The 22,638-nt window shown below is 58.4% G+C and carries 22 protein-coding genes and 1 pseudogene; 4 read left to right on the forward strand and 19 right to left on the reverse strand.

Features of this window, described 5'->3' with window-relative positions:
- Positions 1-271 precede the first annotated feature (271 nt).
- Both hisI and hisF read right to left on the reverse strand, forming a co-directional pair.
- Entirely contained in the window at positions 272-667 is a 396-nt protein-coding gene (gene hisI / locus NBH12_RS06610) for a phosphoribosyl-AMP cyclohydrolase (RefSeq protein WP_015438852.1), read from the reverse strand.
- An 82-nt stretch (positions 668-749) separates the two neighbouring features.
- Positions 750-1,520 (reverse strand): imidazole glycerol phosphate synthase subunit HisF, encoded by a 771-nt coding sequence (gene hisF / locus NBH12_RS06615; RefSeq protein ID WP_003829472.1) that lies wholly within the window; start codon positions 1,518-1,520, stop codon positions 750-752.
- 185 nt (positions 1,521-1,705) lie between these two features.
- Between hisF and NBH12_RS10980 the strand changes: the two are divergent.
- Positions 1,706-2,256 (forward strand): annotated as a pseudogene (locus NBH12_RS10980) (type 1 glutamine amidotransferase domain-containing protein).
- Here NBH12_RS10980 and rlmN read toward each other — a convergent pair.
- The 10 genes from rlmN to NBH12_RS06675 all read right to left on the reverse strand — a co-directional run bounded on the left by rlmN (position 2,257) and on the right by NBH12_RS06675 (position 12,428).
- The gene (gene rlmN / locus NBH12_RS06630) at positions 2,257-3,426 is read right to left on the reverse strand and encodes a dual-specificity RNA methyltransferase RlmN (protein ID WP_250819302.1); all 1,170 of its coding nucleotides are present in this window, start codon (positions 3,424-3,426) and stop codon (positions 2,257-2,259) included.
- A gap of 25 nt (positions 3,427-3,451) precedes the next feature.
- A complete protein-coding gene (locus NBH12_RS06635) occupies positions 3,452-4,438 on the reverse strand; it encodes a phosphatidate cytidylyltransferase (RefSeq protein WP_250819303.1) in 987 nt (328 codons plus the stop codon).
- Positions 4,439-4,462: 24 nt separating this feature from the next.
- Positions 4,463-5,014: a ribosome recycling factor gene (gene frr, locus NBH12_RS06640; RefSeq protein WP_250819304.1), complete on the reverse strand. Its 552-nt coding sequence runs from the start codon at positions 5,012-5,014 to the stop codon at positions 4,463-4,465.
- Between the two features lie 62 nt (positions 5,015-5,076).
- A complete protein-coding gene (gene pyrH, locus NBH12_RS06645; protein ID WP_003829481.1) occupies positions 5,077-5,817 on the reverse strand; it encodes a UMP kinase in 741 nt (246 codons plus the stop codon).
- A 175-nt stretch (positions 5,818-5,992) separates the two neighbouring features.
- Positions 5,993-6,844 carry a translation elongation factor Ts gene (gene tsf / locus NBH12_RS06650; RefSeq protein WP_003831798.1) on the reverse strand — a complete coding sequence of 284 codons (852 nt, stop codon included), beginning with the start codon at positions 6,842-6,844 and terminating at the stop codon, positions 5,993-5,995.
- A gap of 81 nt (positions 6,845-6,925) precedes the next feature.
- Positions 6,926-7,765, reverse strand: coding sequence for a 30S ribosomal protein S2 (gene rpsB / locus NBH12_RS06655; protein WP_015438854.1), 840 nt, complete (start codon positions 7,763-7,765; stop codon positions 6,926-6,928).
- 255 nt (positions 7,766-8,020) lie between these two features.
- Positions 8,021-8,506 (reverse strand): peptide deformylase, encoded by a 486-nt coding sequence (gene def, locus NBH12_RS06660; RefSeq protein ID WP_016462908.1) that lies wholly within the window; start codon positions 8,504-8,506, stop codon positions 8,021-8,023.
- A gap of 6 nt (positions 8,507-8,512) precedes the next feature.
- The gene (locus NBH12_RS06665) at positions 8,513-10,594 is read right to left on the reverse strand and encodes an AMP-dependent synthetase/ligase (RefSeq protein WP_016462907.1); all 2,082 of its coding nucleotides are present in this window, start codon (positions 10,592-10,594) and stop codon (positions 8,513-8,515) included.
- Positions 10,595-10,669: 75 nt separating this feature from the next.
- Positions 10,670-11,158, reverse strand: a complete 489-nt coding sequence (locus NBH12_RS06670; protein WP_003829492.1) for a hypothetical protein — start codon at positions 11,156-11,158, stop codon at positions 10,670-10,672.
- Positions 11,159-11,303: 145 nt separating this feature from the next.
- Positions 11,304-12,428 (reverse strand): GuaB3 family IMP dehydrogenase-related protein, encoded by a 1,125-nt coding sequence (locus NBH12_RS06675; RefSeq protein WP_003829495.1) that lies wholly within the window; start codon positions 12,426-12,428, stop codon positions 11,304-11,306.
- Between the two features lie 128 nt (positions 12,429-12,556).
- On the opposite strand from NBH12_RS06675, the gene NBH12_RS06680 reads away from it, so the two are divergent.
- On the forward strand, positions 12,557-13,777 hold the full coding sequence (locus NBH12_RS06680) for an NADP-dependent isocitrate dehydrogenase (protein WP_003831796.1): 1,221 nt from the start codon (positions 12,557-12,559) through the stop codon (positions 13,775-13,777).
- Positions 13,778-13,917: 140 nt separating this feature from the next.
- A complete protein-coding gene (locus NBH12_RS06685) occupies positions 13,918-15,603 on the forward strand; it encodes a substrate-binding domain-containing protein (RefSeq protein ID WP_025299846.1) in 1,686 nt (561 codons plus the stop codon).
- Positions 15,604-15,615: 12 nt separating this feature from the next.
- Here the strand turns inward: NBH12_RS06685 and NBH12_RS06690 are convergent, their stop codons facing one another.
- Complete coding sequence (locus tag NBH12_RS06690; RefSeq protein ID WP_025299847.1) at positions 15,616-16,239, reverse strand: M23 family metallopeptidase; 624 nt, start codon at positions 16,237-16,239, stop codon at positions 15,616-15,618.
- Positions 16,240-16,719: 480 nt separating this feature from the next.
- Between NBH12_RS06690 and NBH12_RS06695 the strand changes: the two genes are divergently transcribed.
- Positions 16,720-17,655: a tyrosine-type recombinase/integrase gene (locus NBH12_RS06695; RefSeq protein WP_033501826.1), complete on the forward strand. Its 936-nt coding sequence runs from the start codon at positions 16,720-16,722 to the stop codon at positions 17,653-17,655.
- Positions 17,656-17,711: 56 nt separating this feature from the next.
- Here the strand turns inward: NBH12_RS06695 and NBH12_RS06700 are convergent, their stop codons facing one another.
- The 6 genes from NBH12_RS06700 to NBH12_RS06725 all read right to left on the reverse strand — a co-directional run bounded on the left by NBH12_RS06700 (position 17,712) and on the right by NBH12_RS06725 (position 22,498).
- Positions 17,712-18,038: a hypothetical protein gene (locus NBH12_RS06700; RefSeq protein WP_033501825.1), complete on the reverse strand. Its 327-nt coding sequence runs from the start codon at positions 18,036-18,038 to the stop codon at positions 17,712-17,714.
- A gap of 18 nt (positions 18,039-18,056) precedes the next feature.
- Positions 18,057-19,004, reverse strand: coding sequence for a nucleotidyl transferase AbiEii/AbiGii toxin family protein (locus NBH12_RS06705; RefSeq protein WP_007056046.1), 948 nt, complete (start codon positions 19,002-19,004; stop codon positions 18,057-18,059).
- Entirely contained in the window at positions 18,991-19,542 is a 552-nt protein-coding gene (gene abiEi / locus NBH12_RS06710) for a type IV toxin-antitoxin system AbiEi family antitoxin (RefSeq protein WP_007056124.1), read from the reverse strand. The genes NBH12_RS06705 and abiEi overlap by 14 nt, the downstream gene beginning before the upstream one ends.
- A 73-nt stretch (positions 19,543-19,615) precedes the next feature.
- The gene (locus tag NBH12_RS06715; RefSeq protein WP_007057623.1) at positions 19,616-20,521 is read right to left on the reverse strand and encodes a Fic family protein; all 906 of its coding nucleotides are present in this window, start codon (positions 20,519-20,521) and stop codon (positions 19,616-19,618) included.
- A 47-nt stretch (positions 20,522-20,568) separates the two neighbouring features.
- Complete coding sequence (locus tag NBH12_RS06720) at positions 20,569-21,243, reverse strand: hypothetical protein (RefSeq protein WP_033501823.1); 675 nt, start codon at positions 21,241-21,243, stop codon at positions 20,569-20,571.
- 76 nt (positions 21,244-21,319) lie between these two features.
- On the reverse strand, positions 21,320-22,498 hold the full coding sequence (locus NBH12_RS06725) for an IS256-like element IS1249 family transposase (RefSeq protein ID WP_034879614.1): 1,179 nt from the start codon (positions 22,496-22,498) through the stop codon (positions 21,320-21,322).
- Positions 22,499-22,638: the final 140 nt, after the last annotated feature.

Consider the following 22,638-nt stretch of genomic DNA (forward strand, 5'->3'; position numbering starts at 1 on the left):
CCGGGCCACACGGGAAAGGACGCCGGACGCCACCGGCAGGGCGAAGCGCGCCCACGACAGCCAACCGGAATCCCGACACGTCAACTCACCAAGGAGTTGACAAAAACATAGGAACACCCCCCCAGTCAGCTGCGCTGACAGCTCGTCGCAAGAGAGGACGGCCTCCGGCTGATTATATTTTGCTCACTGTCGTTCGCCTTCGCCTAAAAACGCCTCCGCGTTTTCTTCACGGTTCAGCCTCAGAGAGGGGAGCCAGAGAAAGGAACCAACTCTACTGCTCGACCGGACGATGACCTTCGACCACGGGCAGAGGGCCTCCTTCGAGGAAGCAACTGCGCTTGCCGGTGTGGCAGGCGGCACCGACCTGATCGACCTCAACCAGCAGTGCATCGCCGTCGCAGTCCAAGGACACACCCTTGACGTACTGCACATGGCCGGAGGTGTCGCCCTTGCGCCAGTATTCCTGACGGGAACGGGACCAGAAGGTCACGCGCCCGGTGGTGAGCGTGCGGCGCAGAGCCTCATCGTTCATGTAGCCGACCATCAGCACCTCGTGGGTGTCGTACTGCTGCACGACTGCGGCAACCAAACCTTTGGCATCGCGCTTGAGGCGTGCAGCGATGCGGGGGTCGAGTTCAGTGGAATTGTCGTATATAGTGTCTGTCATATTTGTCTTCTTTATGTGGACCATCCTCAGTCACGCTACGCGTGACAGCTCCCGCCAGCAGGAGCAATAAGGTGTATGCGTTTTATCGAACGGTGTAACCGTGCTTCTTGAGTTCGGCCTTAACATCGGCGATAGTCAGAATTCCGTAATGGAACACGGAAGCCGCCAGCACAGCATCCGCACCGGCCTCGATGGCAGGAGGGAAATCCTCGACCTTGCCGGCACCACCGGAGGCGATAATCGGAATCTTGACTTCCTTGCGCACTGCGCGAATCATTTCAAGATCGAAGCCTTCTTTGGTGCCGTCGGCATCCATCGAGTTCAGCAGAATCTCGCCAGCGCCCAACTCTTCAGCTCGTTTGACCCACCAGATTGCGTCGATACCGGTGGATCTGCGGCCACCCATCGTGGTGACCTCGAAGCCGGACTGGGTATGCTGTTCGCCCTGTTCACGGCGGGCATCAACGGACAGTACCAGCACCTGGTTACCGAAGCGGTCGGCCACGCGGCTGATCAACGACGGATCGTTGATGGCGGCGGTGTTCACTCCGACCTTGTCCGCGCCGCAGCGCAGCAGCGAATCGACATCTTCGGGCGTGCGCACGCCGCCGCCCACGGTCATCGGAATAAACACCTGCTCGGCAGTACGGGAGACCACGTCGATCATCGTATTGCGGTGGGAACTGGAGGCGGTCACATCCAGGAAGGTGATTTCATCGGCACCCTGACGGTAGTATTCGGCGGCCAATTCCACCGGATCACCGGCATCCTTGAGGTTTTCGAAATGCACACCTTTTACCACACGACCGGCGTCAACATCCAGGCATGGGATGACTCGTACCGCCAACGACATGCTTCACTCCCTGTTTGGCTTTGCTTTACAACTTTTCAGACTACCTACCGCCCGTTACATGGGAAGCAGTCATTTCTGGAATATGAGAATTACCACTATATGTGGTCGGCAAAGCAGGCGCATAGCAGCCCGAACCGTGAGAGAACAGCCAGTGGAACAATCCCAGTCGCGTGAAGGAGACCACTATGGCTGTGGAGAACAGCAAGGTTCTGATTATCGTCAACAAACTGGGGCATTGAGGAAACCGAGCTGACGCGCCCGCTGCGTGACCTCAAGGCTGCCGGAGCTCAGGTGACGCTTGCCGCCATCACGCTGGACCCGTGCGAGACCGTGCAGCACGACCGTTACGAAGGCGAGACGCTGACGCCGGATGCGCTGCTGAGCGACGTGCAGGCCTCTGATTATGACCTGCTGGTGGTGCCCCGGCGGCACTTGCAATGTGGATCGCATTCGTGTCAATGAGGATGCCATTACGCTGGCGCAGGAGTTCGCACATGAGGGCAAGCCGATTGCCGCGATCTGCCATGGCGCTTGGCTACTGGTCAATGCTGGACTGGTCGCAGGCAAGACCGCCTCCCCTTGCCGTTACATCGCCGCCGATATCAAAAACGCCGGCGGTCATTACGTCGACGAGCAGCTGCACGTGGATGATGCCAACGGCTTCAAGCTCATCACGTCCCGCAAGCCCGCTGATTTGGACTACTTCGTGGACGCAATCAAGGATGCGCTGAACTAACTACCGCTCCTTGGCAGCGAGCTGACCGCAGGCACCGTCGATGTCCTGGCCGCGGGTGTCACGCAGAGTTGCGGTGATGCCCGCGCGGTGCAGAATTTCCAGGAATTGCTTCTCGTCTTCCGGCTTGGAAGCCGTCCACTTTGAACCTTCAATCGGGTTCAGCGGAATCGGATTGACGTGAGCCCAATTATCACCGTAATGGTTGAGCCGCTTGGCCAGCAGCTGCGCATGCTCGGCCTGATCGTTGATGCCACGCATGAGTGCGTATTCGATGCTGACACGGCGCTTGGAGGCAAGCCAGTAATCATGTGCCGCGTCCAGCACCTGAGTGGTGTTGAAACGCTTGTTCATCGGCACCAGCTCATCGCGCAGCTCGTCGCTAGGCGCATGCAGGGAGACCGCCAAACGCACCGGAATGCCTTCGGCAGTAAGCTTCTTGATACCAGGCACCACACCTACTGTGGATACGGTGATATTGCGTGCGGAAATGCCAAAGCCCTCCGGCGGCATCGCAGAAATCTGGCGCACGGCGGAAAGCACGGAATTATAGTTGCCCATCGGCTCGCCCATGCCCATGAACACGATGTTGCTCAGGCGGCCTTCTCCTCCGGCCACTTCACCATCGCGCATCATTTTGGCGGCCACGCGCACCTGTTCGACGATCTCGCCGGTGGACATGTTGCGGGTCAGACCCAGCTTGCCAGTGGCGCAGAACGGGCATCCCATGCCGCAACCGACCTGCGAGGAAATGCACAGCGTGGCACGGGTCGGGTACCGCATCAGTACCGATTCGATCAAGGAGCCATCAAACAACTTCCAGAGCGTCTTGATGGTGGTACCCTCATCGGCCACCTGACGGGTCACTTCGGTGATGAGCTGCGGGAAGAATGCGGCAGCGGCCTCATCACGCTTTGCAGCGGGAAAATCGGTGAATTCCGCGGCATTCACATCGAAATGACCGAAATAATGATTGGCCAACTGCTTGACGCGGAATTTAGGCAGTCCCAATTCGGCCGCCTTTTCAATACGCTGCGCGGGAGTCATATCCACGAAATGCAACGGCGGCTTGCCTCGCCGGGCGTGATCTTTGGAAAGCACGTCGCGGAAAGCTCCAGACGTACCACCAGGAGTGATGCCGGTCTCCGGGGTATCGATTTCAGGTATAGTCATAACCAGTCGTTCCACTCTCAATCGGTCACAGTCCGGTGACCCACAGCAACGCACAGGTGAACGGCGCGCTCATCAGAATCGAATCCACGCGATCCATCACACCGCCGTGCCCCTTCAACAGATGGCCCATGTCCTTGATGCCGATATCACGCTTGAGCATGGAGGCGCACAAATCGCCAAACGTGCCAACTGCACCAATCAGAATGCCCGCTACAATCGGCACCCACCAACGGCTGGTCTGCAACGACGGGTCATAGGTGAAGATGAATACGGCAAACGAGCCAATCATGGCGAACAGCATCGAGCCAATCAGACCTTCGACGGACTTCTTCGGCGAAATGCGCGGGCTGAGCTTGTGCTTGCCGAGCCATGCGCCGGCAAACAGACCACCCGTATCAGACAATGCAGGCATGAACACCAGCATGATGGCATGGGCAATAGGATGATCGTTGAACGTCAGCGGAATGATGATGCAGCTGGCCAGCAACGGAATGTAGAGCACGGTCAGCACGGAAACTGCCACATGGCTCAACCGGGAGTGATGCTGTTCACCGCCGTCGTGATTGTATGAGGATTCCAGACGAGCGCTGGCGTCCGTGTTGGACAGTTTGCCGGCGACCGCCAGAGAAAGCCGGTTGCCAAGCGTAAGCTTTGCGCTTGCGGCGATGGCAACAAGAATGATGGAGACGATGACGCTCAGCGACATCGTGATGAGATGGTAGGGAGAATAATACGTGGCAATCAGGGTGAAGGAGGAGCAAATCCAGAGCATAACTACAGGAATGTGCAGTCCTACCGTGGCGAAGTCCACGCGGAGTTCCCAGAGTGCCAGAATCATGAACGCAACGACCAACAGCACGAACACATCAATGCTGAGCAACAGGCAAGCGACGATCAGTATGACCAGTGCCGAACCCGTGGCAATTGCCTGAGGCATATTGCGACCAGTCTTCTTGTTGATCTGATCGAGAGCCTCTTCGGCCTCTTCATGGAGTTGTTCGTTGCGTTCCATAGCCATTCTCCAGGTCTGATCGAATCAGACCTCCATGATCTCCTTCTGCTTGGTGTCCAGCAGAGCATCAATCTCATCAGTAACGGACTTGGTGACCTTGTCGAGATCCTTGAGCAGACGATCGCCCTCGTCCTCGCCCATGTCGCCGTCCTTGACAGACTTATCGATGGTTTCCTTGGTCTTGCGGCGAATGTTGCGCACGGCCACCTTGCCATCCTCGGCCTTGGACTTGGCGAGCTTGACGTATTCCTTGCGGCGATCCTCGGTGAGTTCCGGCATGGTCAGACGGATGACATTGCCGTCGCGGTTCGGGCTGACACCCAGATCGGAGTTGCGAATGGCCTTCTCCACCGCGGCAGCCTGAGAGGCGTCAAACGGGGTGACGGACAGGGTGCGGGGCTCAGGCACACCGATGGAGGCCACGGCCTTGATCGGCGTCGGAGTACCGTAGTAATCGACCACAATGCCGTTCAGCAGAGCCGGATTGGCGCGACCGGTACGAATACCAGCGAAGTTCTCTTTGGTGTTTTCCACGGTCTTGGCCATCTGTTCCTTGGCCTGATCGATGAGGGACATGTTCACTCCTTGTGTTTGGGGTTCTTCTATGAACGCTTGTATTCGATTGTAGGCGCTCGGGACTACTCGGCCACGCGCGACTCGGCGGTGGAGACCAATGTGCCGATCTCTTCGCCAATCAGGGCGCGGGTCACGTTGCCGGTTCCTTCAAGACCGAACACACGGATGCGCTTCTTGTTGTCGCGGGCCATGGAAAGCGCGGATGCGTCCATAACGGCCAGATTGTCGACCAGCGCACGGTTGTAGCTCAGGGTCTCGAAGCGCTTGGCTTCAGGATCCTTGCGCGGATCGGCGGTGTATACGCCGTCGACGCCGTTCTTGCCCATCAGCACCTCATCGCAGTGGATTTCCAGAGAGCGCTGGATGGAGACGGTATCAGTGGAGAAGTACGGCATACCTGCGCCGGCACCGAAAATCACCACACGCCCCTTTTCAAGATGGCGAATGGCCTTCAGTGGAATGTACGGCTCAGCGACCTGACCCATGGTGATGGCGGTCTGCACGCGGGTGGCCTGGCCCTCCTGCTCGAGGAAGTCCTGCAACGCCAGGCAGTTCATGACTGTGCCGAGCATGCCCATGTAATCGCCACGGGAACGGTCGATACCGGCCTGTTGCAGCTCAGCGCCACGGAAGAAGTTGCCGCCGCCGACCACGATGGCCACCTGCACGCCCTGCTGCACAGCGGGAACGATTTCCTCGGCGATACGACGAATCACGTGGGTGTCGATGCCGACCTTGCCTCCGCCGAATGCCTCGCCGGACAGCTTGAGCAGAACTCTGCGCGGCTTATCGCTATCAGTCATATTGATGCCTTCCTTCAACCGAAAATGCCTGAAAATATCCGTAGACAAGCGTATCGGCTTACAACGACACCCCTTGCAGCGACACCCTCGGTATACAGACAAAAACGCCACCCGGCTGCAATCAGCCAGATGGCGTTTTGAAAATTACGCTAGTCGCGTGAAATGAGCGCTAGGCTCACTCCTCTTCGCCCTTGCCGACTTCGACGCGAGCGAAAGCAGTGGCGTTGCCACCGACTTCCTTGAACAGGGCGCCAACGGTCTTGGACGGATCTTTGACGAACGGCTGCTCGAGGAGCACGACTTCCTTGAAGAAAGCGTTGAGACGGCCTTCGACGATCTTCGGAATGATCTTCTCCGGCTTGCCTTCGGCCTGGGACTTCTCGGTGGCCACGCGACGCTCGGACTCGACCACATCGGCCGGCACGTCCTCGCGGGTCAGCCACTTGGCACCCATAGCGGAGATCTGCAGGGCGGCTTCGTGAGCCACGGCGGCACCGGCCTTGTCGGTGGCGATCATGGCGACGATGCTCGGCGGCATCTCAGCGGACTTCTTGTGAGCGTAAATCTCGACGTGCTCGCCGGAAATCTTGGCGAACTGGCCGACCTTGACATGCTCACCGAACAGAGCGGCGGCCTCTTCGACAGCCAGCTTGACGGTGGTGTCGCCAGCCTTGGCGCCTTCCAGCTCCTCAGCGGAGTTGGCGTCGGCGTCCACGGCGTAGCCGAGCACTTCGTCAGCGAACTCGACGAACTTCGGGGTCTTGGCCACGAAGTCGGTCTCGGAGTTCAGCTCGACGGCGTAACCGGTCTCGCCATTGGCGGTCTCGACGACCTTGGAGGCGATGGTGCCTTCCTGAGCCTTGCGACCCTCACGCTTGCCAGCTGCGGCGATGCCCTTGGCGCGGATGATCTCCTTGGCACGAGCGACGTCGCCTTCAGCCTCGGTGAGAGCCTTCTTGACGTCGAGCATGCCGGCGCCGGTGTCTTCACGAACCTGCTTGATCAGTGCGGCGGTAATTGCTGCCATTGATTATTCTCCTTTAAGAAGATGTTGCTTACCGTGTGAGCGATGGGAGGCGCTGTTACCAGTGCTTCCCATCGCGTAGTATCACTCGGCCTTGGGGGCCTCAGCGGTCTCCTCAGCAGCGGCCGGAGCAGCGGCTTCGGCTTCGGCAGGAGCCTCGTTGGTCAGGAGTTCCTTTTCCCAAGCGGCCATCGGCTGCTCGGCGGTCTCGCCCTCAGCCTTGGCGGCCTGGCCGGAACGCTCCAGCAGACCCTCGGCGACGGCGTCGGCCATCAGGCTGGTGAGCAGCTCGATGCCGCGAATGGCGTCGTCGTTGGCCGGGATCGGGTACTCGACGGTGTCCGGATCGGCGTTGGTGTCGACCAGGGCAACAACCGGGATGCCCAGCTTGTGAGCTTCCTCAACAGCCAGGGATTCCTTGGTGATGTCGACCACGAACATCGCGGACGGGGTGCGGTTCATGTTGCGGATACCGCCCAGCTGCTTGTTGAGCTTGTCCTTCTCGCGCTCGAGCAGGAGGAGCTCCTTCTTGGTCAGGCCGGAGCCGTGCACGTCGGAGAAGTCCATCTCCTCAAGTTCCTTGAGGCGGTTGACGCGCTTGGAAACGGTCTGGAAGTTGGTCAGCATGCCGCCGAGCCAGCGCTCGGAGACGTAGGGCATGTTCACGCGGGTGGCCTGGTTGGCAATAGCTTCCTGAGCCTGTTTCTTGGTGCCGACAAAGAGCACAGTGCCGTTGTGGGCCACGGTGGTCTTGATGAAGTCGTACGCCTTGTCGATCATATCGAGCGACTTGAACAGGTTGATGATGTGGATGCCGTTGCGCTGGGTGAGGATGAACTGCTTCATCTTCGGGTTCCAACGACGGGTCTGGTGGCCGAAGTGCAGGCCAGCCTTCAGCATCTCGCTCATAGTGATCTGAGCCATGGTATTACTACCTTTCATTGTCGGTTCTTGCCTGGCCATGCGCACCTGCGTGCAGCTACTCCCCCGTTGTTTCACGGGCTTGCAGCCGACCGACACAGGCCGTCGCGAGCATGACGCGAATTTGTTGTGTGCCGGTTGACAATAATGGGTGGCTCCGAACGCCAGCGACTGCGCTCGTTGCCGGGTGGCACACAAAATTCGAGAATAGCATGACCCGAGAATAATATGCTCCCGTTGGCGGGAGCCAAGAACGGACTACTTCTGATGTTCGCGCATGTACTTCATGGCAGCGCGACGCTCTTCCTTTTCGAGGCGATCCAGGTAAACGTGTCCGTCAAGGTGATCGCATTCATGTTGAAGCATACGACCCATAATGCCAGTGCCCTCGAGCACAATTTCCTTGCCGTCCAGATCAATGCCACGCACACGGGCATACTCGGCCCTGCGGGTCTTGTACCACAGTCCTGGCACGGACAAGCATCCCTCGTCACCGTACTGTTCGCCGGATTTCTCCTCGAGTACCGGGTTCAGCACGTAGCCAACCTTCCCATCGATGTTGTATGAGAAAGCCCTCAAACTGACGCCAATCTGGTTGGCGGACAGGCCAGCACGTCCCGGATCGTCCACCGTTTCTAGCAGATCATCAACCAGTCGGCGCACGGCAGGCGTGATTTCCTTAATCTCGTCGCAGGGGGTGCGCAGGACGGGGTCAGGCACGACCCTGATCTCACGAATGGCCACTTCTCGTTACTCCTCGTTGTTCTCGCCGGCTGACTGATCAGGCAGCTCATCGGCAGTTGCCTCTGCGGACTCGCCTTCCTCAGCCTCATCGGCTTCGTTCTTCGTCTTCTTGATTTTCTCCGACACGCTAGCAATCGAATCAGACACGCTGGCCTTCATCTGCTCGGAAGCCTGCTTGACCTGTTCCGAGGCCTGCTTGACCTGCTCGGAAGATTTCTTGACGGTTGCCACCGTGCTGTCGATGATCTTTGCCGTGGTCGGCAATGGTTTGTTGGAAGGCTTGGGCGCGTACAGGTCTTCTTCGATGATGGCTGTGTAACGCTGCAGCACCTTAGGACGCACCACCTTCATGCTCGGGGTGAGCGTGCCATGTTCCTGATTGAATTCCTCGTCGAGAATCGCGAACTTGCGCACGGATTCGGCGCGGGACACATTGGCATTGGCCTGATCGATGTACTGCTGCACGAAAGCGCGCACCGCATCGTTGCCGCTGGCCTCGGCTAGCGACATATCAGGGTCAAGGCCCTGTCCTTCCAGCCACGAATGCAGCATCTCAGGGTCAAGCTCAATCAGTGCGGAAACGAAGGGCTTACCATCGCCGACCACCACCGCGTGAGCGACGATTGGACAGGTGTCGATAACATCTTCCATAGGTGCCGGGCTGATGTTCTTGCCGCCGGCGGTAATGATGATGTCTTTCTTACGGCCGGTGATGTATGTGAAACCACGGTCTTCGATACGTCCAAGATCACCGGTTTTGATCCAACCGTCGGCGGTCATTGCCTGGGCGGTGAGTTCCGGCTGCTTGTAATAGCCGAGGAACACGTTCGGACCGGTGAGCTCGATTTCGTCATCCTCGCCAAGACGCACGCCCATACCGGGACCGGGCTTGCCGACCGATCCGACCTCGTTGTCATCCTCCCAGTTGACCAGCATCGGAGCGGCGGTTTCGGTCATGCCGTATCCCTGAATGAATGTGATGTCGTCCATGCCATTGAAGAAATGAGCCAGATCCACGTTCAGCGGAGCACCACCGCAGGCCAGCCATTTGAGATTCGGGCCAAGGGCGGAACGAATCGACTTGCCGACTGTGGCCATAAAGAAGGAATGCGCCATACGGTCGATGAACGAATGGCCATGCCCCGACTGCTCGTCCTTGCTCCACTTGACGAAGTGCTTGACGGACAGGGCAAAAATATGGCCTTGAACGCCCGCGCCGGCTTTCTGCGAGGCGGCGTTGTATACCTTCTCGAACACACGGGGCACACCAAGCAGGTAGGTGGGTTTGAAGCTGCGAATGTCGGCGAGCAGATGCTTGGCATCGGGAATGTATCCGACCACACCGCAGCCGCCGATGCATACATATTGGATGTACCGCGCGAAGCAGTGCGCAAGCGGCAGGAAGAGCAGCAAGCGATTGTCGTCATAGAGCATGCCACGCAGAATCTCATAGCCGTTGAGCACAATATGCGTGTAGTTGCGATTCGAGAGCATGGCCCCCTTGGGCTTGCCGGTGGAACCGGAGGTGTAGACCACAGTCAGCAAATCGTCGGCCTTGATGCGCGCAATGGCAGCGTCCAAGATCTCGTCGGATACGTTTTGTCCGAAATCGGCAACCGCATCGAGCCCATCGGCCTTGAAGTTGAACACATATTTCAGGCCCGGATGTGCAGCGCGAATCTGCTCCAACGTTTGCGCATGCTGGAAACCACCGGCAAAGGCTATGACCGGATCGACCTCTTCCACAATGCCGGCAGTCTGCTTGGCGGAATCAGTCTCATACACCGGAACCACAACCGCTCCGATAGCCGCACAGGCAAAATCAGCCACGCCCCACTCGTAACAGGTGGGCGAGTAGATAAGCACCATGCTCCCGGCCTTCACGCCGAGGCCGAGCAGTCCCTTGGCCACCTCGCGGACACGGCTGAGCATTTCCGTTGCAGTGGCGCCACGCCATTGATGGGTATCGTCATCCTGCCATTCGGCAATGGTGTCATCCGGCGTGCGGGCTGCACGCTTGACCAGCAGAGAGAACACCGTGTCCTCGTCGGTGGTGACATACCTAGGTTCTTCAACATGTTCACGCATACGCTCTACTATAGGCGCGACCTGTCCTATGACTACGCCGTCCGCATGAAGTCATGTCAGCTTTGAGCCGAAACGCTACCCCAAATCGGCAAAGACACACATCCATCTGGAACCGATATACCGGAACTTGAGATTCACCCGCAAATCTTCCTGGCCAATGGTCATGAATACCACCATCTCCATCGTGTCCGCGCCGGTGATCACGCCATCAATCAAAGTCGGCACTGTGGGCAGATAGCAGAATTTGGTTTTGATTTCCGGATGAGTCACCATATGGGAATCCAGCAAGTACTGCATGGTTCTCAGACGTTCTAGACAAGGGTTGGTCAGCGCTCGGCGCAAATGATCCACGCTAAGCTTGCCTCGGATGGCATCGGCGCAATTGCAGGCGATTCGACATGCAGCCATCGCCATCGTATGGCATTCCCGCGCACTCATGCTGCTGGCGAAGGTAGGTTGTATGTGGTACTTGACCGGACGATCCGATAACTCTACGACGATGAATCCGTCATACCCCGGCAAAGGCCCGCATCGACGCATATCAAAAAAGCCCGTATATTCCATGGAATCCCCCTCGATCCCCCTCGAGGCCCACCACCATCGGCAGGCGCAGGATTACACAACATCATGAAAAGGCGTGTCAAGTCAAGTAACTTGACACGCCTTTCTCACATGATGGATTAGTTCATGGAACGCGAACGTCTTGCGATCAGCGGCTGGAATACGGGTTAACCACCATGCCGCAACGCTGGAAGTTCTTCACATCGACATAGCCGGTGGAAGCCATTGCACGCTTCAACGCACCAATGAAGTTCGTCTTGCCATCCGCTTCATGGCTCGGTCCGAACAGGACCTGCTCCAGAGACCCAACCGTGCCGACCGTGGTACGATAGCCACGCGGTAACGTCTGATGACGAGCCTCCGCACCCCAGTGAGTGCCCTTACCAGGAGCCTCAGTGGCGCGCGCTAACGGAGCGCCAAGCATAACCGCGTCAGCACCAAGAGCCAGCGCCTTGACGAAGCTGCCGGAGTCGCCCATGCCACCGTCTGCGATGACCTGTACGTAGCGGCCGCCAGATTCGTCCATGTAGTCACGACGGGCTTCGGCCACGTCTGCAATGGCGGTGGCCATCGGAGCCTGTACGCCGATGGTCTGGCGAGTGGCGGAAACTGCGCCGCCGCCGAAGCCAACAAGTACGCCGGCCGCGCCGGTGCGCATCAGGTGCAAGGCTGCAGTGTAGTTGGATGCTCCGCCGACGATGACGGGCACATCAAGGTCATAGATGAACTTCTTCAGGTTCAACGGTTCCTGACCGGAAGACACATGCTCAGCAGACACCACAGTGCCGCGAATCACAAACAAATCTACGCCTGCATCAACCACGGTGGAGTAGAACTGCTGGGTGCGCTGCGGAGAAAGCGCGCCGGCAACGGTAACGCCAGCGTTACGAATCTCGTGCAGACGTTGGGTGATGAGTTCCGGCTTAACCGGCTCGGCGTAAATCTGCTGAATGCGAGTGGTGGCTTCTTCGGCCGGCAGACCGGCGATTTCATCCAACAGCGAGGTCGGGTCCTCGTAACGGGTCCACAGCCCTTCCAAGTCGAGCACGCCAAGCGCGCCCATCTTGCCCATGGCGATGGCGGTGGCCGGGCTGGTCACCGAATCCATGGGAGCGCCAATTACCGGCACGTCGAACTCGTAGGCATCGATCTGCCAAGAAGTAGAGACATCTTCGGGGTCGCGGGTGCGGCGAGAGGGGACGATGGCCACATCATCGAGTGCATAGCCGAGACGGCCCTTTTTGCCCAAACCGATTTCAATTTCCTGAGACATGGCTTCCACACTATTGCTCGGGCGGGACGCTCATGTCTCACTTTCCCACAGACCGGACGATTGTTTCGCGCCGTTACAAACATGCGCTAAGACTAAAACCATCTTCACATCATCTATCAGGAGGAAGCATGGCCAAAATCAAGGTCGAAGGCACCGTTGTCGAACTCGACGGCGACGAGATGACCCGCGTGATCTGGAAGGACATCAAGGATCGTCTGATTCTGCCGTACCTCGACGTGAACCTCGACTACTACGATCTGGGTATCGAGCACCGTGACGAAACCGATGATCAGGTGACCATCGATGCCGCCCACGCCATTCAGAAGCATCATGTCGGCGTCAAGTGCGCGACCATCACCCCCGATGAGGCACGAGTCAAGGAATTCGGCCTCAAAAAGATGTGGAAGTCCCCCAACGGCACCATCCGCAACATTCTTGGCGGCACCATCTTCCGCGAGCCGATTGTGATGAGCAACGTGCCGCGTCTGGTGCCCGGCTGGACCAAACCGATCGTCGTGGCCCGTCACGCCTTCGGCGACCAGTACAAGGCCACCGATTTCAAGGTACCGGGCGCCGGCCAGCTTACCGTGACCTTCACCCCGGACGATGGCAGCGAACCGATTCAGCACGTGGTGCACAACTACGGCGAAGACGGCGGCGTGGCCCAGGTACAGTACAACGTTAACGATTCCATTCGCGGCTTTGCCCGCGCCTGCTTCAACTACGGTCTGATGCGCCACTACCCCGTGTACCTGTCCACCAAAAACACGATTTTGAAGGCCTACGACGGCCAGTTCAAGGACATCTTCGCCGAAGTGTTCGAGACCGAGTACAAGGACAAGTACGAGGCCGCCGGTTTGACCTATGAGCACCGTCTGATTGACGATATGGTGGCCAGCTCCCTGAAGTGGCATGGCGGCTACATCTGGGCCTGCAAGAACTACGATGGCGATGTGCAGTCCGATTCCGTGGCACAGGGCTTCGGATCGCTGGGCCTCATGACTTCCGTGCTGATGACCCCGGACGGCCAGACCGTCGAGGCCGAGGCCGCCCACGGTACCGTGACTCGCCATTACCGCCGTTGGCTCAAGGGCGAGAAGACCTCCACCAACCCGATTGCCTCCATCTTCGCTTGGACCGGCGGTCTCAAGCACCGTGCCGACCTGGACAACACTCCCGAGGTCCGTCATTTCGCCGAAACGCTGGAAAAGGTCATCGTCGACACCGTTGAAGGCGGTCAGATGACCAAGGATCTGGCCATGCTCATCGGCCCGGACGAGCCGTGGCTCGATACCGAAGGCTTCATGAACGCGCTGGACGAGAACCTGCAGAAGGCTCTGGCCAAGTAAGTCGAGCGGTTTTTCGACACATCAACCCTGATTGTTCCCGGATATGTGGTGATTCCTCCACATATCCGGGACTTTTTTCTACTCCGCCCTACTAGAATCGTGAACCAGTGCTACTCGCCCCAAGGAGGTTTTGCCCGCTTATGGTGTTCACACGCCGCCCAGCCGCCGTTCTTACCGCCATCGTTGCCGCTTGCGCGATGGCAATATCGCTGACCGCGTGCACCACCGACGCGAATTCGCAGGACACGGCGGACGATCAGACCACGGTCACTTCGTCCGCCCCGGGAGTCGTGGCCATGTTCACTCCTTCCGACGGCATCACGCTGAACCAGCAGACCCCGTTGAACAAGTGGGCAAAGCTGACGCCGAATCTCACCAAGGCACTGACCTCCGCCGGATTCAAGAAGGGCGATATTTCCCACACGACTTCCGATTCCCTGGACAAGCAGAGCCGCGCCATCCAGGACTATGTAGTCAATCATCTTTCCGGCAGCAACACCACCGATGATGCCGGCATCGTCATCTCCCCCGACAACATCACCCTGCTGGTGGCACCGGTAGTCGAGGCCGATGCCTCCACCCGCCAGTACGGGGACTATGTCAGCCAGGAGCTCAGCACCGCCGACACCGCTGAAGGCAGTGATTCCACGGATTCGTCTGATTCGTCCAATTCGTCAGACTCGTCGGATTCATCTACGGGTTCTGATTCCACCGATGATTCGTCATCCGACGCATCCAAAACGGCCGGCGATTCCAAGAACGCGGCCCAAGCTGAAGCGGTGGATCGACTGGTGTCGTCGCTGAAACTGGCTAAAGAGTCCGGCATGCATGTGGTGCTCATGGGCAACAGCATCAAAGGCTACAAACCAGACGCCTTCGTCAGGTTCTCGGATGCGCAGGCCATCGGCAAGCTGCAGGCCGAAAAAATCGTATCCAAGCTTGAACTCAGCAAGGCCAGTAAAGACAATCCCAAGTACATCGAAGTGCTGATACCGTATACCGCTGTGGATGAGTCAGGCGAGGCCAGCGACTCCACCTTTGTCCAAGAAGCGTTCCGCGGCATCTGGCAGGTGCTGGGCGCCTACTACCAAAAAGGCGTTGTGGAAAGTCCTTCAGGTACATTGAACGGCAACTCCACCGAGGATGATTGGCAATCCGTGGCCTACGACGCGTCCAAGGAAGGATCCACCGCAAAGGTACTCGACGCGCGCTTGGCCAAAGCCGACGAACATGCCTCTCCCACCCGCATTGACGGCATCATCGCCATGAATGACTACATCGCCTCGGAAGTCGTCACGGAACTGGACGATCTTGGATATACCGGATCCGCTGCTGATATCAATCCTCAAATCACTATTTCCGGCATAGTCGGCAACATCACCGGCAAGAAGGATCTGAGCCGCAGCGATGTTCCTGACCCCATCAAGTCTCCCGAGAAAGACGATTCGGCCGATTCCACCGATTCCGCAGATACCCAGGACGACTCCACCGCCACGGATAAAACCGATAAGACCAAGGACTCGCAATGGCCTCTGGTTACCGGATATGGTGCCTACGTCTCGAATATCCCGTCTATCGTGAACGGCAAACAATGGATGACCGGCATAGAGGATCGCCAGACCTTGGCCGAGAACATTGCTGAGGCATGCGCACTGCTCAACAAGGGCCAAACATTGACTTCCATGTCTTCCGTGCGGAATACCGAAGTGGGCGGCAAGAAAAAGGTTCCCACCATCAGCGGGCCGCTTTTGGCCGTCAGCGCCAGCAATCTCAAGGTCACATTGATCGATCCGGGATATATCTCTTTGGCCGATGCCGGCTTGTAAACCGAGCCTGAATCATAACGATTTCAACACGATCTTCTGATTCCCCGCATACCGCTGTGGATCCAGATAATCATCTTCCCCGCGCTTGAGGCCCCAGTGCAGGCACTGCCCTGTGCAATGGTCCGACGCACCACCAACCGTACCGATGAACTGCCCCTGCGTAACCGCTGCGCCAACCGTCAGCGTCGTGGTCGCCGGCTCGAACGTCGAGATCACACCATTGCTATGGCGCATGCTGACCACGTCCTTCTCCGCCACTTTCCCAGCAAAACGTATTATTCCCGCCTGGGGCGCCACAATCACGGTTCCGGCCTGTGCCGTGAGATCTATCCCGCGATGTCCGGACAACCACCGCTTGGCCGGTTTCTCGAACTCCCGTTCAATCCGCGGGTCAAGCACCGGCCATCCGCAAAGGGCCTCGCATTGCCGATCCGACTGCGGTTGTGTCGCATAGGCATGCTCCGCATTCCCATTCGGCATCGCAATTCCAAGACCTAACGGCAGTAACAGCCCCAGAATGAGAGCTACTGCACACATGGCACGTTTCTGTTCCTGTGCCTTTCGATGCTCTCTGCGACGCCATATAGACGCTTTTCTGGCCGCCTCACGGCGTTTGTTTGCATGATATGCACGCATGAGTTCCCCATTCCCCTGTTCAGGCCGGTTTCCGCTCCGGTTCTTCCACAGTGAAGCGGTGACAGAGGAATGTCCAGCTGAATCGGGATATGTGGTTCCAGCTTGCCAGTTATCCACAACGGCGTGTTGCTTACAATTCGGCAAGATGATTCAAATATTGACTACCGAGCCGCAAATCACTTGATTGAACATAGTCCAAATACAACGAAACCCCTTGATTTCCAAGGGGTTTCAGGTAGCTCCTGCGACTGGGCTTGAACCAGTGACCGTCCGATATACGGTTCTGGCTCGCAGCCGTAGGGCTTTTTGCAACAGGAGTAGACAATACACCAGCCTTGCTGTTCCTTCAAATCGGCGTGTCATCGCGCATGTTCGCCTTGCAGCTGGTTTTCCGAAGAGCATCGGCCAGAAACGCGCAATAGTATTCCTTGGGAAGTGATGAAGAAGTCACTTCCCTTTTCTATGCGCTTAAGGAGCCCCATGAGGTATTGGAACGACAACAGGAAGAGCTGCGAACACGTCGAGCCACGGGAGGATTGGAAAGAATCCATTGAGAAATGGATCGACTGGATGGACGCCATCGGACGCACGAACGACACCCTGCGCACCCGCTGGTACCAGATCGTTCGATTCTCCAAAGCCGTCGATAAAAGCATCACCGACGTGACCGAAGACGACCTCATATTCTACCTAGCCGGCATGGGAACCGAAGGCAGACGCGGAGTGCGCAGCTGCGTCAAGGTCTTCTACCAATGGAGCATGAAGCGAGGGCTCGCCCGCCGCAATCCGGCGGACGAAGTGCCCACCGTGCCCATGACCCTTCCGTCCGGCTGCATCTGTCCCGAGGAGAACATCGAACAAGGACTCGCATCACCCGACGAGAACGCGCGGCTGGCCGTCATGCTGGGCGCGTTCTGCGGCCTGCGCCGCATCGAAATGACCCGGATCAACCTGAAGACCGATCTGGAGGAGAACGCCGAGGGCATGGTGCTCCACGTCCACGGCAAGGGCAACAAAGAGCGAATCCTTCCCGTGCCGGCAAGACTTGCGGCGACATTGAGGAAACGCACCGGCGTATGGCTGTTCCCCGGAGACGTGCAGGGACACTGCGGCGTCGATTACGTGGCGAAGAGGATCAAGACGGCAACCGGATACCCGTCGCACAGCCTGCGCCGCAGGTTCGCCACATGCGTCTACTACAGGAACGGCTGCAACATCGTGCTTGTCAGCCGTATGCTGGGGCACGCCAACATCGCCACCACCATGCGCTACATCGGCCTCGTGCAGGACGAAATGCGCAACGCCGTGGAATCCACCACCCGCACCGACATGAGACTGACCATGCCCATGAACCAGGTCGTCGGAACAGCCGGCAGCGTCGCCACCTATTCCCTTAGCACCGCGAGGATCGGATGAACAAACGGTATACGCCAACATGCTTCTTTGCGCATATTGGCGCATACCAACACCGCTCACCGAGTGTTCCCGAGACTGGAAAGCGGCAACGCGGCTATGTCTATCCCCAGCGCATCGGCTGCGGAGAACACCGCTTCAATCGGGGCTTCGCCCCGCTGGAGCAGAGCATCGGCAAGCCGGGGACCGATACCGGCCTGGGAGGCAAGGTCGTCGGCGTTCCAGGAATGGTTCGCGGTCTCTTCACGGAAGGCGGCTGCGATATCCGATTCGGTGCGGGCGAAAAGAGTCCGGCGTTCACGCGGCGCTTGGAAACGACTAAGGTAACGCGCGTACTCCAATTGCGCCTTTGTCGGCTCAGGCAACTTATAGTCCAGATTCGACATCGCAGACCTCCTTAGCGTTCAGCGGGTTGGACTGGAGTCGTTCGACGCACCGAAAATAGGGAATCCGGGAACCGCATCGGCCGACGATGGAGTGCCTGGAGTGCCGTACAACGTCCCGATCTGTTCGATCGCCCATGCGCTCCAACGTGGGGATTCGACCGTGGATGTCATCAGGCCGGCGGGGAGGAACCGGCGCATCTCGTCGGCGAAGGCATCCGAGCCGATCACATCGGCGACCCCCGCCACGCGATCAGCACGGTCTGCCCAAAGTCCTTCTTCGCCGTAATCAGATGATTTCAATTCCGCAAGCTCCATCGCCCGTCGGGAATCGACGTCGCCTCTCGACGCCAACCAGCACATGTCCCACAGGTCGCGTCGCCGCAGGTGCGATGCGCAGGCATAGGAGAGCAGCTTGTCGGCAAGAATCTCGGTGGGGCTTTCCACATCGAGGATGATCTGACCCGACAAGGCCGGGAACATCGGATAGTTGACCAAGGCGGGACGATGCTGCGGCTCGTACGCGGGAATCGATGCCACCTCCAGCTTGATTGTCTGGCTCGGCAGATCCTTGCGCTGACCGGCCGTGCGAATCGCTATACGCCATCTGCGCGTCAGCCCATCGGCGTCGGGTCTCGGCTCCTTGACCCGGACCGTCACATCATCGCCCATCCCCGAGAGCGAATCGGAGATGCAGGAGCCAAGCCCTTTAAGGGTGTCCATGTCGAACGAGGTGCCGCCGGCAAAATCAAGGTCCTCGCTGTACCTCGGGGACCCGTGGCACAGGCGCAGACTCGTGCCGCCCTGGAACACCAGCGAGGAGAAGAAACCCTCGCGCATCATGGCGTCCAGGATTCGATAATGCAGAAGTTCCTTCTCGACCACGGGAAGCAGATTGCCCATGCCCTCGGCGGAAACGATCTGTGCTGCCATGGCTTTGTACTTGAACGGTTCGTCAGTTCCAGTCATCGTCGTCCTCCAATTCATCCATATCCACCAGATCGAGATTACGCCCGACGGCCTTCAGGTCACGATACGCCCACTGTTTCGACGCGAGCGGCGTCAGTCCGTCATCGCGGGCGATCAGGTTCGGCAGGATGCGGTCCCAGCTGAGCTTGCAGTGCGTGAACTCGATCACCCCATACGGGGTATGGAACTCGCCTTCGCGACCCGTGGTCATGAACGTGACCCTATCCACCGGAATCTGGCTGATCACGTTCCAGCGCGACAGAGCGCTTTCGAGGCTTTCCCACACCAGCTCGCCGGAACGCAACCGCTTTGCGACCTGATGAAGTGTCCCCTCGCCGAGATGGGAGGAATACGCGAACACGTAGACGCCACGGGCGGCACGGACCAACGCCTTCGCCGATACCAGGCTGGACAGGGTTCGGTTCAGTTTCTGCCCCTGCTCACCCAGCACGACGGCCAGTTCGTTCTTGCAATACACGTAGCACGAGTACTTGGCGTCCATCTCGCGCAGCTGGTCAATCGCCTCGCTCCTTTTCATGTTTGTGAGTATACACGAACATACGCAAAAACGCATATTCATGTACACCTATCACAATCCTGAAGCGTTCCAATCAGAGGGAACGCCCTCGTGCCGGACCGTCTTCGAGACCAATCCCGTCGATGGCGTTTTCCGAGAAAGGGTTCTCTCTTAATCTGCCGACGATTTCCGCTACGGCGCGCTCTTCCTGATCAACGCATTGGACAAGCTGGGAAATGAACGGCTTGGGATCGCCGTCAACCTGCCATGCTTCCAGACTTTTCCCATAGCTGCGGCCGGCATCATGTTTGATTGCTACGGGCCGGTAGCCGGCAGCCATGAGCATGAGATTCAGAATCTGTCGCCCGGTTCGCCCGTTGCCGTCCGTGAATGGATGGATGTTCTCGAACATCGCGTGGAATCCGGCAGCCTTGAGGATCGGGTGGTCTTTGGAACCGTTCACCGCGTCCACGAGCGCTTCCATGTCCTCGTAGATTTCAAGTGGGTCGGCGGTCTTCACTCGGGTGGCGGTGATCCTTGCCTGGTAGCCGTAGGGGCGGAACCGACCCCTGAGCGCGGGCTGCATGTCCAATGCGGTGACTTCATGCAGCTTTTGGATCATCTCGACACTCAGCGTCCGCTCCTCTTCAGCGAATCGTTCCGCATAGGCCATGCCATCCGCAACGCCACGGGCGGCGAAGATGTATCTTGCCGGCGAGTCGGTCGGCACGAACTCGCCCTCCAACACCAGTTCGGTGTCCTCAAGCGTCAGCGTGGATCCCTCGATCGCGTTGGAGTTGTAGACATAGCGGGCCATCCATTCCTTACGGTAATCCTCAAGCGCTGACTGCTCCACCCCATCCAAAGGAAACATCTGCCTGAACCGTTCTCGGGCAGCATCGGAACGACGAAGCAAGTCGGACACCTCCGCGTCCCGCTCCAGAGAGTCCAAGAGAGGAGGAAGGTTTCGGATTTTCTCAGTCAGCGCTGGATTCGGCATATCGGCTCCTTAATCGATGCTTCCATAAGTCTACAAGCGCAGGCGCGTCACATGGACAGTCCGACGATTTTCTTGCCTTCGAGAAAGTCCTGGAAAAAGGCCGTGGAATCATCGTTGCCGTCCGATGATTCCACGGATGGCTCCTGGAGACGCATTTCCTCGACTTCTGCGGCGGTCTGCTTCGTCGCCTGTTCGAGCTGGTCGCACAGACTGACGGTCTTGCCCGTGAAAGCGGCCGCGAGGTAATGCGGGTCAATGTCCAAGGCGATGGCATCGGCGCTTCGCAGACATTCCCCGGCCTGCTCGATCAATCTCATGGCCTGTTCCACACGCGCCCTGGCACCATCGAGACCGGATGCTTCAAGCCCCTGTTCCATGGGTTCGTCCGACCAGGAGCGGATATCGAGCCGGGTATCAAGCGTGAAATCCACCCCCGCGTCACGCAACGCAAGCACGGCGCTGCGGTAATGCCCGCTCTGCCAGTCCGCTATGAACCGGTCCGCGAGCCCCTTGTCCTGAGTCCCGCATTCCTCGGCGAGGAATCCGCGCAGCGCCTCCTCGTCATCCTCCTCCATGAGCGCGGCGCTGACGGCCACATGGTTCCGGCCGTCATGCGACTCGAAATACAGCATCGTGTCGGGCAAACGATCACGGTCCGCGTGCTCCAGCAATTCGCCTATCGACCGGTCCATTCCCGCCGTGACCTCATGTTCATCACTCATATTCGTTTCTCCTTATTCCATATCGTTTTCCGGGTTAAGGGTCAAAATGTGTGTCTGGCTCGGCGTGTCGCGGGGGTTAGATTTGGCCTTTTTGAATGCCGATTGAGTGGGTGTAGTCGGTGTCGATAGCGTTGTCGTAGAGGGCTGGGCGTCCTGTTTCGTGGTCGGCTTGGTTCTCGGTTTGGGTCAGGGTGGATACTTTGGCGAGTTGGCCCTGGCCCCAGTCGGACTGCCTGGCGATTCGTACTGGATCGTCAGGCAGTTCCGTTTTTAAGTAGAGCCACCAATCCAGCATGCGGCGTTGTCGTTCGCCTGATCTGCCGCGGTGGGTTCTGGCGAGCAGTTTGAGCTGGGCGTTGATGCCGCCTTCTAAGCTGTTGGTGGTGGATTTGATCCGCTCGGGCGCAAGGACTCCTGCTGGCGGGTTGAGGTAGACAAACAGCATCTCGGACCGCCAAAGATGGTTGAGGCTGTTGTAGGCCTTGCGCACGTTGTGGTGGGTCCACACGCGGGTCCATGCACCTGTTTTGGGGTCTTTGATCATGGTTTTCTCGTTCATCCATTCCCGGTAGATCGTTGAAAACTCGTGCAGTTGCACACCCCACGCGGCGGCTTCATCCAGTGTGGTGATCCGGGTCAGTTTCAGCGCAAGTCGGTAGATGGTGCGCCCGGCATCGGTGCGTGGGTTGGTGGTGGTGTAGCGGCGGACCACGCGTTGGGCGTGGATGAGGCAGCGTTGAATTTTCGTAGTCGGCCAGCACTTTTTGATTGCGCTGTATGCGCCTTGGCCGCCGTCGATGACGGCGATGAGTGGGGCTTCGATGCGTTCAAGCAGCAGTTGGTAGTCGCGGGTGGTTTCGTGTTTGCACCAGTGCCAGGCGATCACGTGGTCGATGGTCGCCGCGACGATCAGGCAGCCACCGGCGGTGTAGGTGCCATCGAGAAATACCTGGTCGTAGATCCGCTTGTGGTGGCCGGCGGTGGGGTCAGGCACATCAACGAGCCAGCACCACTTGAAGCGCCGCTTCATGGTGGCGCGGCTAACACCGTTTCGTTTGGCTAGGTCGTCGAGTGATATTGCGGTGGTGCAATGCTCGATGAACTGGGTGAACACTGCCGCGTTGGTGATGTCGTTTCGACGTTTGACGCTGGAGGCGCCGCATTGTTTGCAGCGCCATCTGGTGGTGCCTTTGCTGGTGGTGCCGTTGCGTTTCATTTCACCGCCGCAGTGGCAGCGTGGTTGGTTCTTCGACATTGCGACACCACACCACGCCGCGCATAGCACATCACGGCTGCCACACCGAGGATTTCCCGTCGGGGGCTAGATATATGCTTCCGGAGCATATACTTTCCGGAAACCTACAGGTCAATCCGTGAAAATCCGCGATTCCGGAC

The sequence above is a fragment of the Bifidobacterium sp. M3-N-101 genome, from assembly GCF_023656805.1.
Taxonomy (GTDB): Bacteria; Actinomycetota; Actinomycetes; order Actinomycetales; family Bifidobacteriaceae; genus Bifidobacterium; species Bifidobacterium breve.

Bases quoted from the DNA above. Each gene is read 5' to 3' on its own strand.
- hisI (WP_015438852.1), bottom strand. From the start codon at position 667: ATGACAGACACTATATACGACAATTCCACTGAACTCGACCCCCGCATC.
- hisF (WP_003829472.1), bottom strand. From the start codon at position 1,520: ATGTCGTTGGCGGTACGAGTCATCCCATGCCTGGATGTTGACGCCGGT.
- rlmN (WP_250819302.1), bottom strand. From the start codon at position 3,426: ATGACTATACCTGAAATCGATACCCCGGAGACCGGCATCACTCCTGGT.
- NBH12_RS06635 (WP_250819303.1), bottom strand. From the start codon at position 4,438: ATGGAACGCAACGAACAACTCCATGAAGAGGCCGAAGAGGCTCTCGAT.
- frr (WP_250819304.1), bottom strand. From the start codon at position 5,014: ATGTCCCTCATCGATCAGGCCAAGGAACAGATGGCCAAGACCGTGGAA.
- pyrH (WP_003829481.1), bottom strand. From the start codon at position 5,817: ATGACTGATAGCGATAAGCCGCGCAGAGTTCTGCTCAAGCTGTCCGGC.
- tsf (WP_003831798.1), bottom strand. From the start codon at position 6,844: ATGGCAGCAATTACCGCCGCACTGATCAAGCAGGTTCGTGAAGACACC.
- rpsB (WP_015438854.1), bottom strand. From the start codon at position 7,765: ATGGCTCAGATCACTATGAGCGAGATGCTGAAGGCTGGCCTGCACTTC.
- NBH12_RS06665 (WP_016462907.1), bottom strand. From the start codon at position 10,594: ATGCGTGAACATGTTGAAGAACCTAGGTATGTCACCACCGACGAGGAC.
- NBH12_RS06670 (WP_003829492.1), bottom strand. From the start codon at position 11,158: ATGGAATATACGGGCTTTTTTGATATGCGTCGATGCGGGCCTTTGCCG.
- NBH12_RS06675 (WP_003829495.1), bottom strand. From the start codon at position 12,428: ATGTCTCAGGAAATTGAAATCGGTTTGGGCAAAAAGGGCCGTCTCGGC.
- NBH12_RS06680 (WP_003831796.1), top strand. From the start codon at position 12,557: ATGGCCAAAATCAAGGTCGAAGGCACCGTTGTCGAACTCGACGGCGAC.
- NBH12_RS06685 (WP_025299846.1), top strand. From the start codon at position 13,918: ATGGTGTTCACACGCCGCCCAGCCGCCGTTCTTACCGCCATCGTTGCC.
- NBH12_RS06690 (WP_025299847.1), bottom strand. From the start codon at position 16,239: ATGCGTGCATATCATGCAAACAAACGCCGTGAGGCGGCCAGAAAAGCG.
- NBH12_RS06695 (WP_033501826.1), top strand. From the start codon at position 16,720: ATGAGGTATTGGAACGACAACAGGAAGAGCTGCGAACACGTCGAGCCA.
- NBH12_RS06700 (WP_033501825.1), bottom strand. From the start codon at position 18,038: ATGTCGAATCTGGACTATAAGTTGCCTGAGCCGACAAAGGCGCAATTG.
- NBH12_RS06705 (WP_007056046.1), bottom strand. From the start codon at position 19,004: ATGACTGGAACTGACGAACCGTTCAAGTACAAAGCCATGGCAGCACAG.
- abiEi (WP_007056124.1), bottom strand. From the start codon at position 19,542: ATGAAAAGGAGCGAGGCGATTGACCAGCTGCGCGAGATGGACGCCAAG.
- NBH12_RS06715 (WP_007057623.1), bottom strand. From the start codon at position 20,521: ATGCCGAATCCAGCGCTGACTGAGAAAATCCGAAACCTTCCTCCTCTC.
- NBH12_RS06720 (WP_033501823.1), bottom strand. From the start codon at position 21,243: ATGAGTGATGAACATGAGGTCACGGCGGGAATGGACCGGTCGATAGGC.
- NBH12_RS06725 (WP_034879614.1), bottom strand. From the start codon at position 22,498: ATGTCGAAGAACCAACCACGCTGCCACTGCGGCGGTGAAATGAAACGC.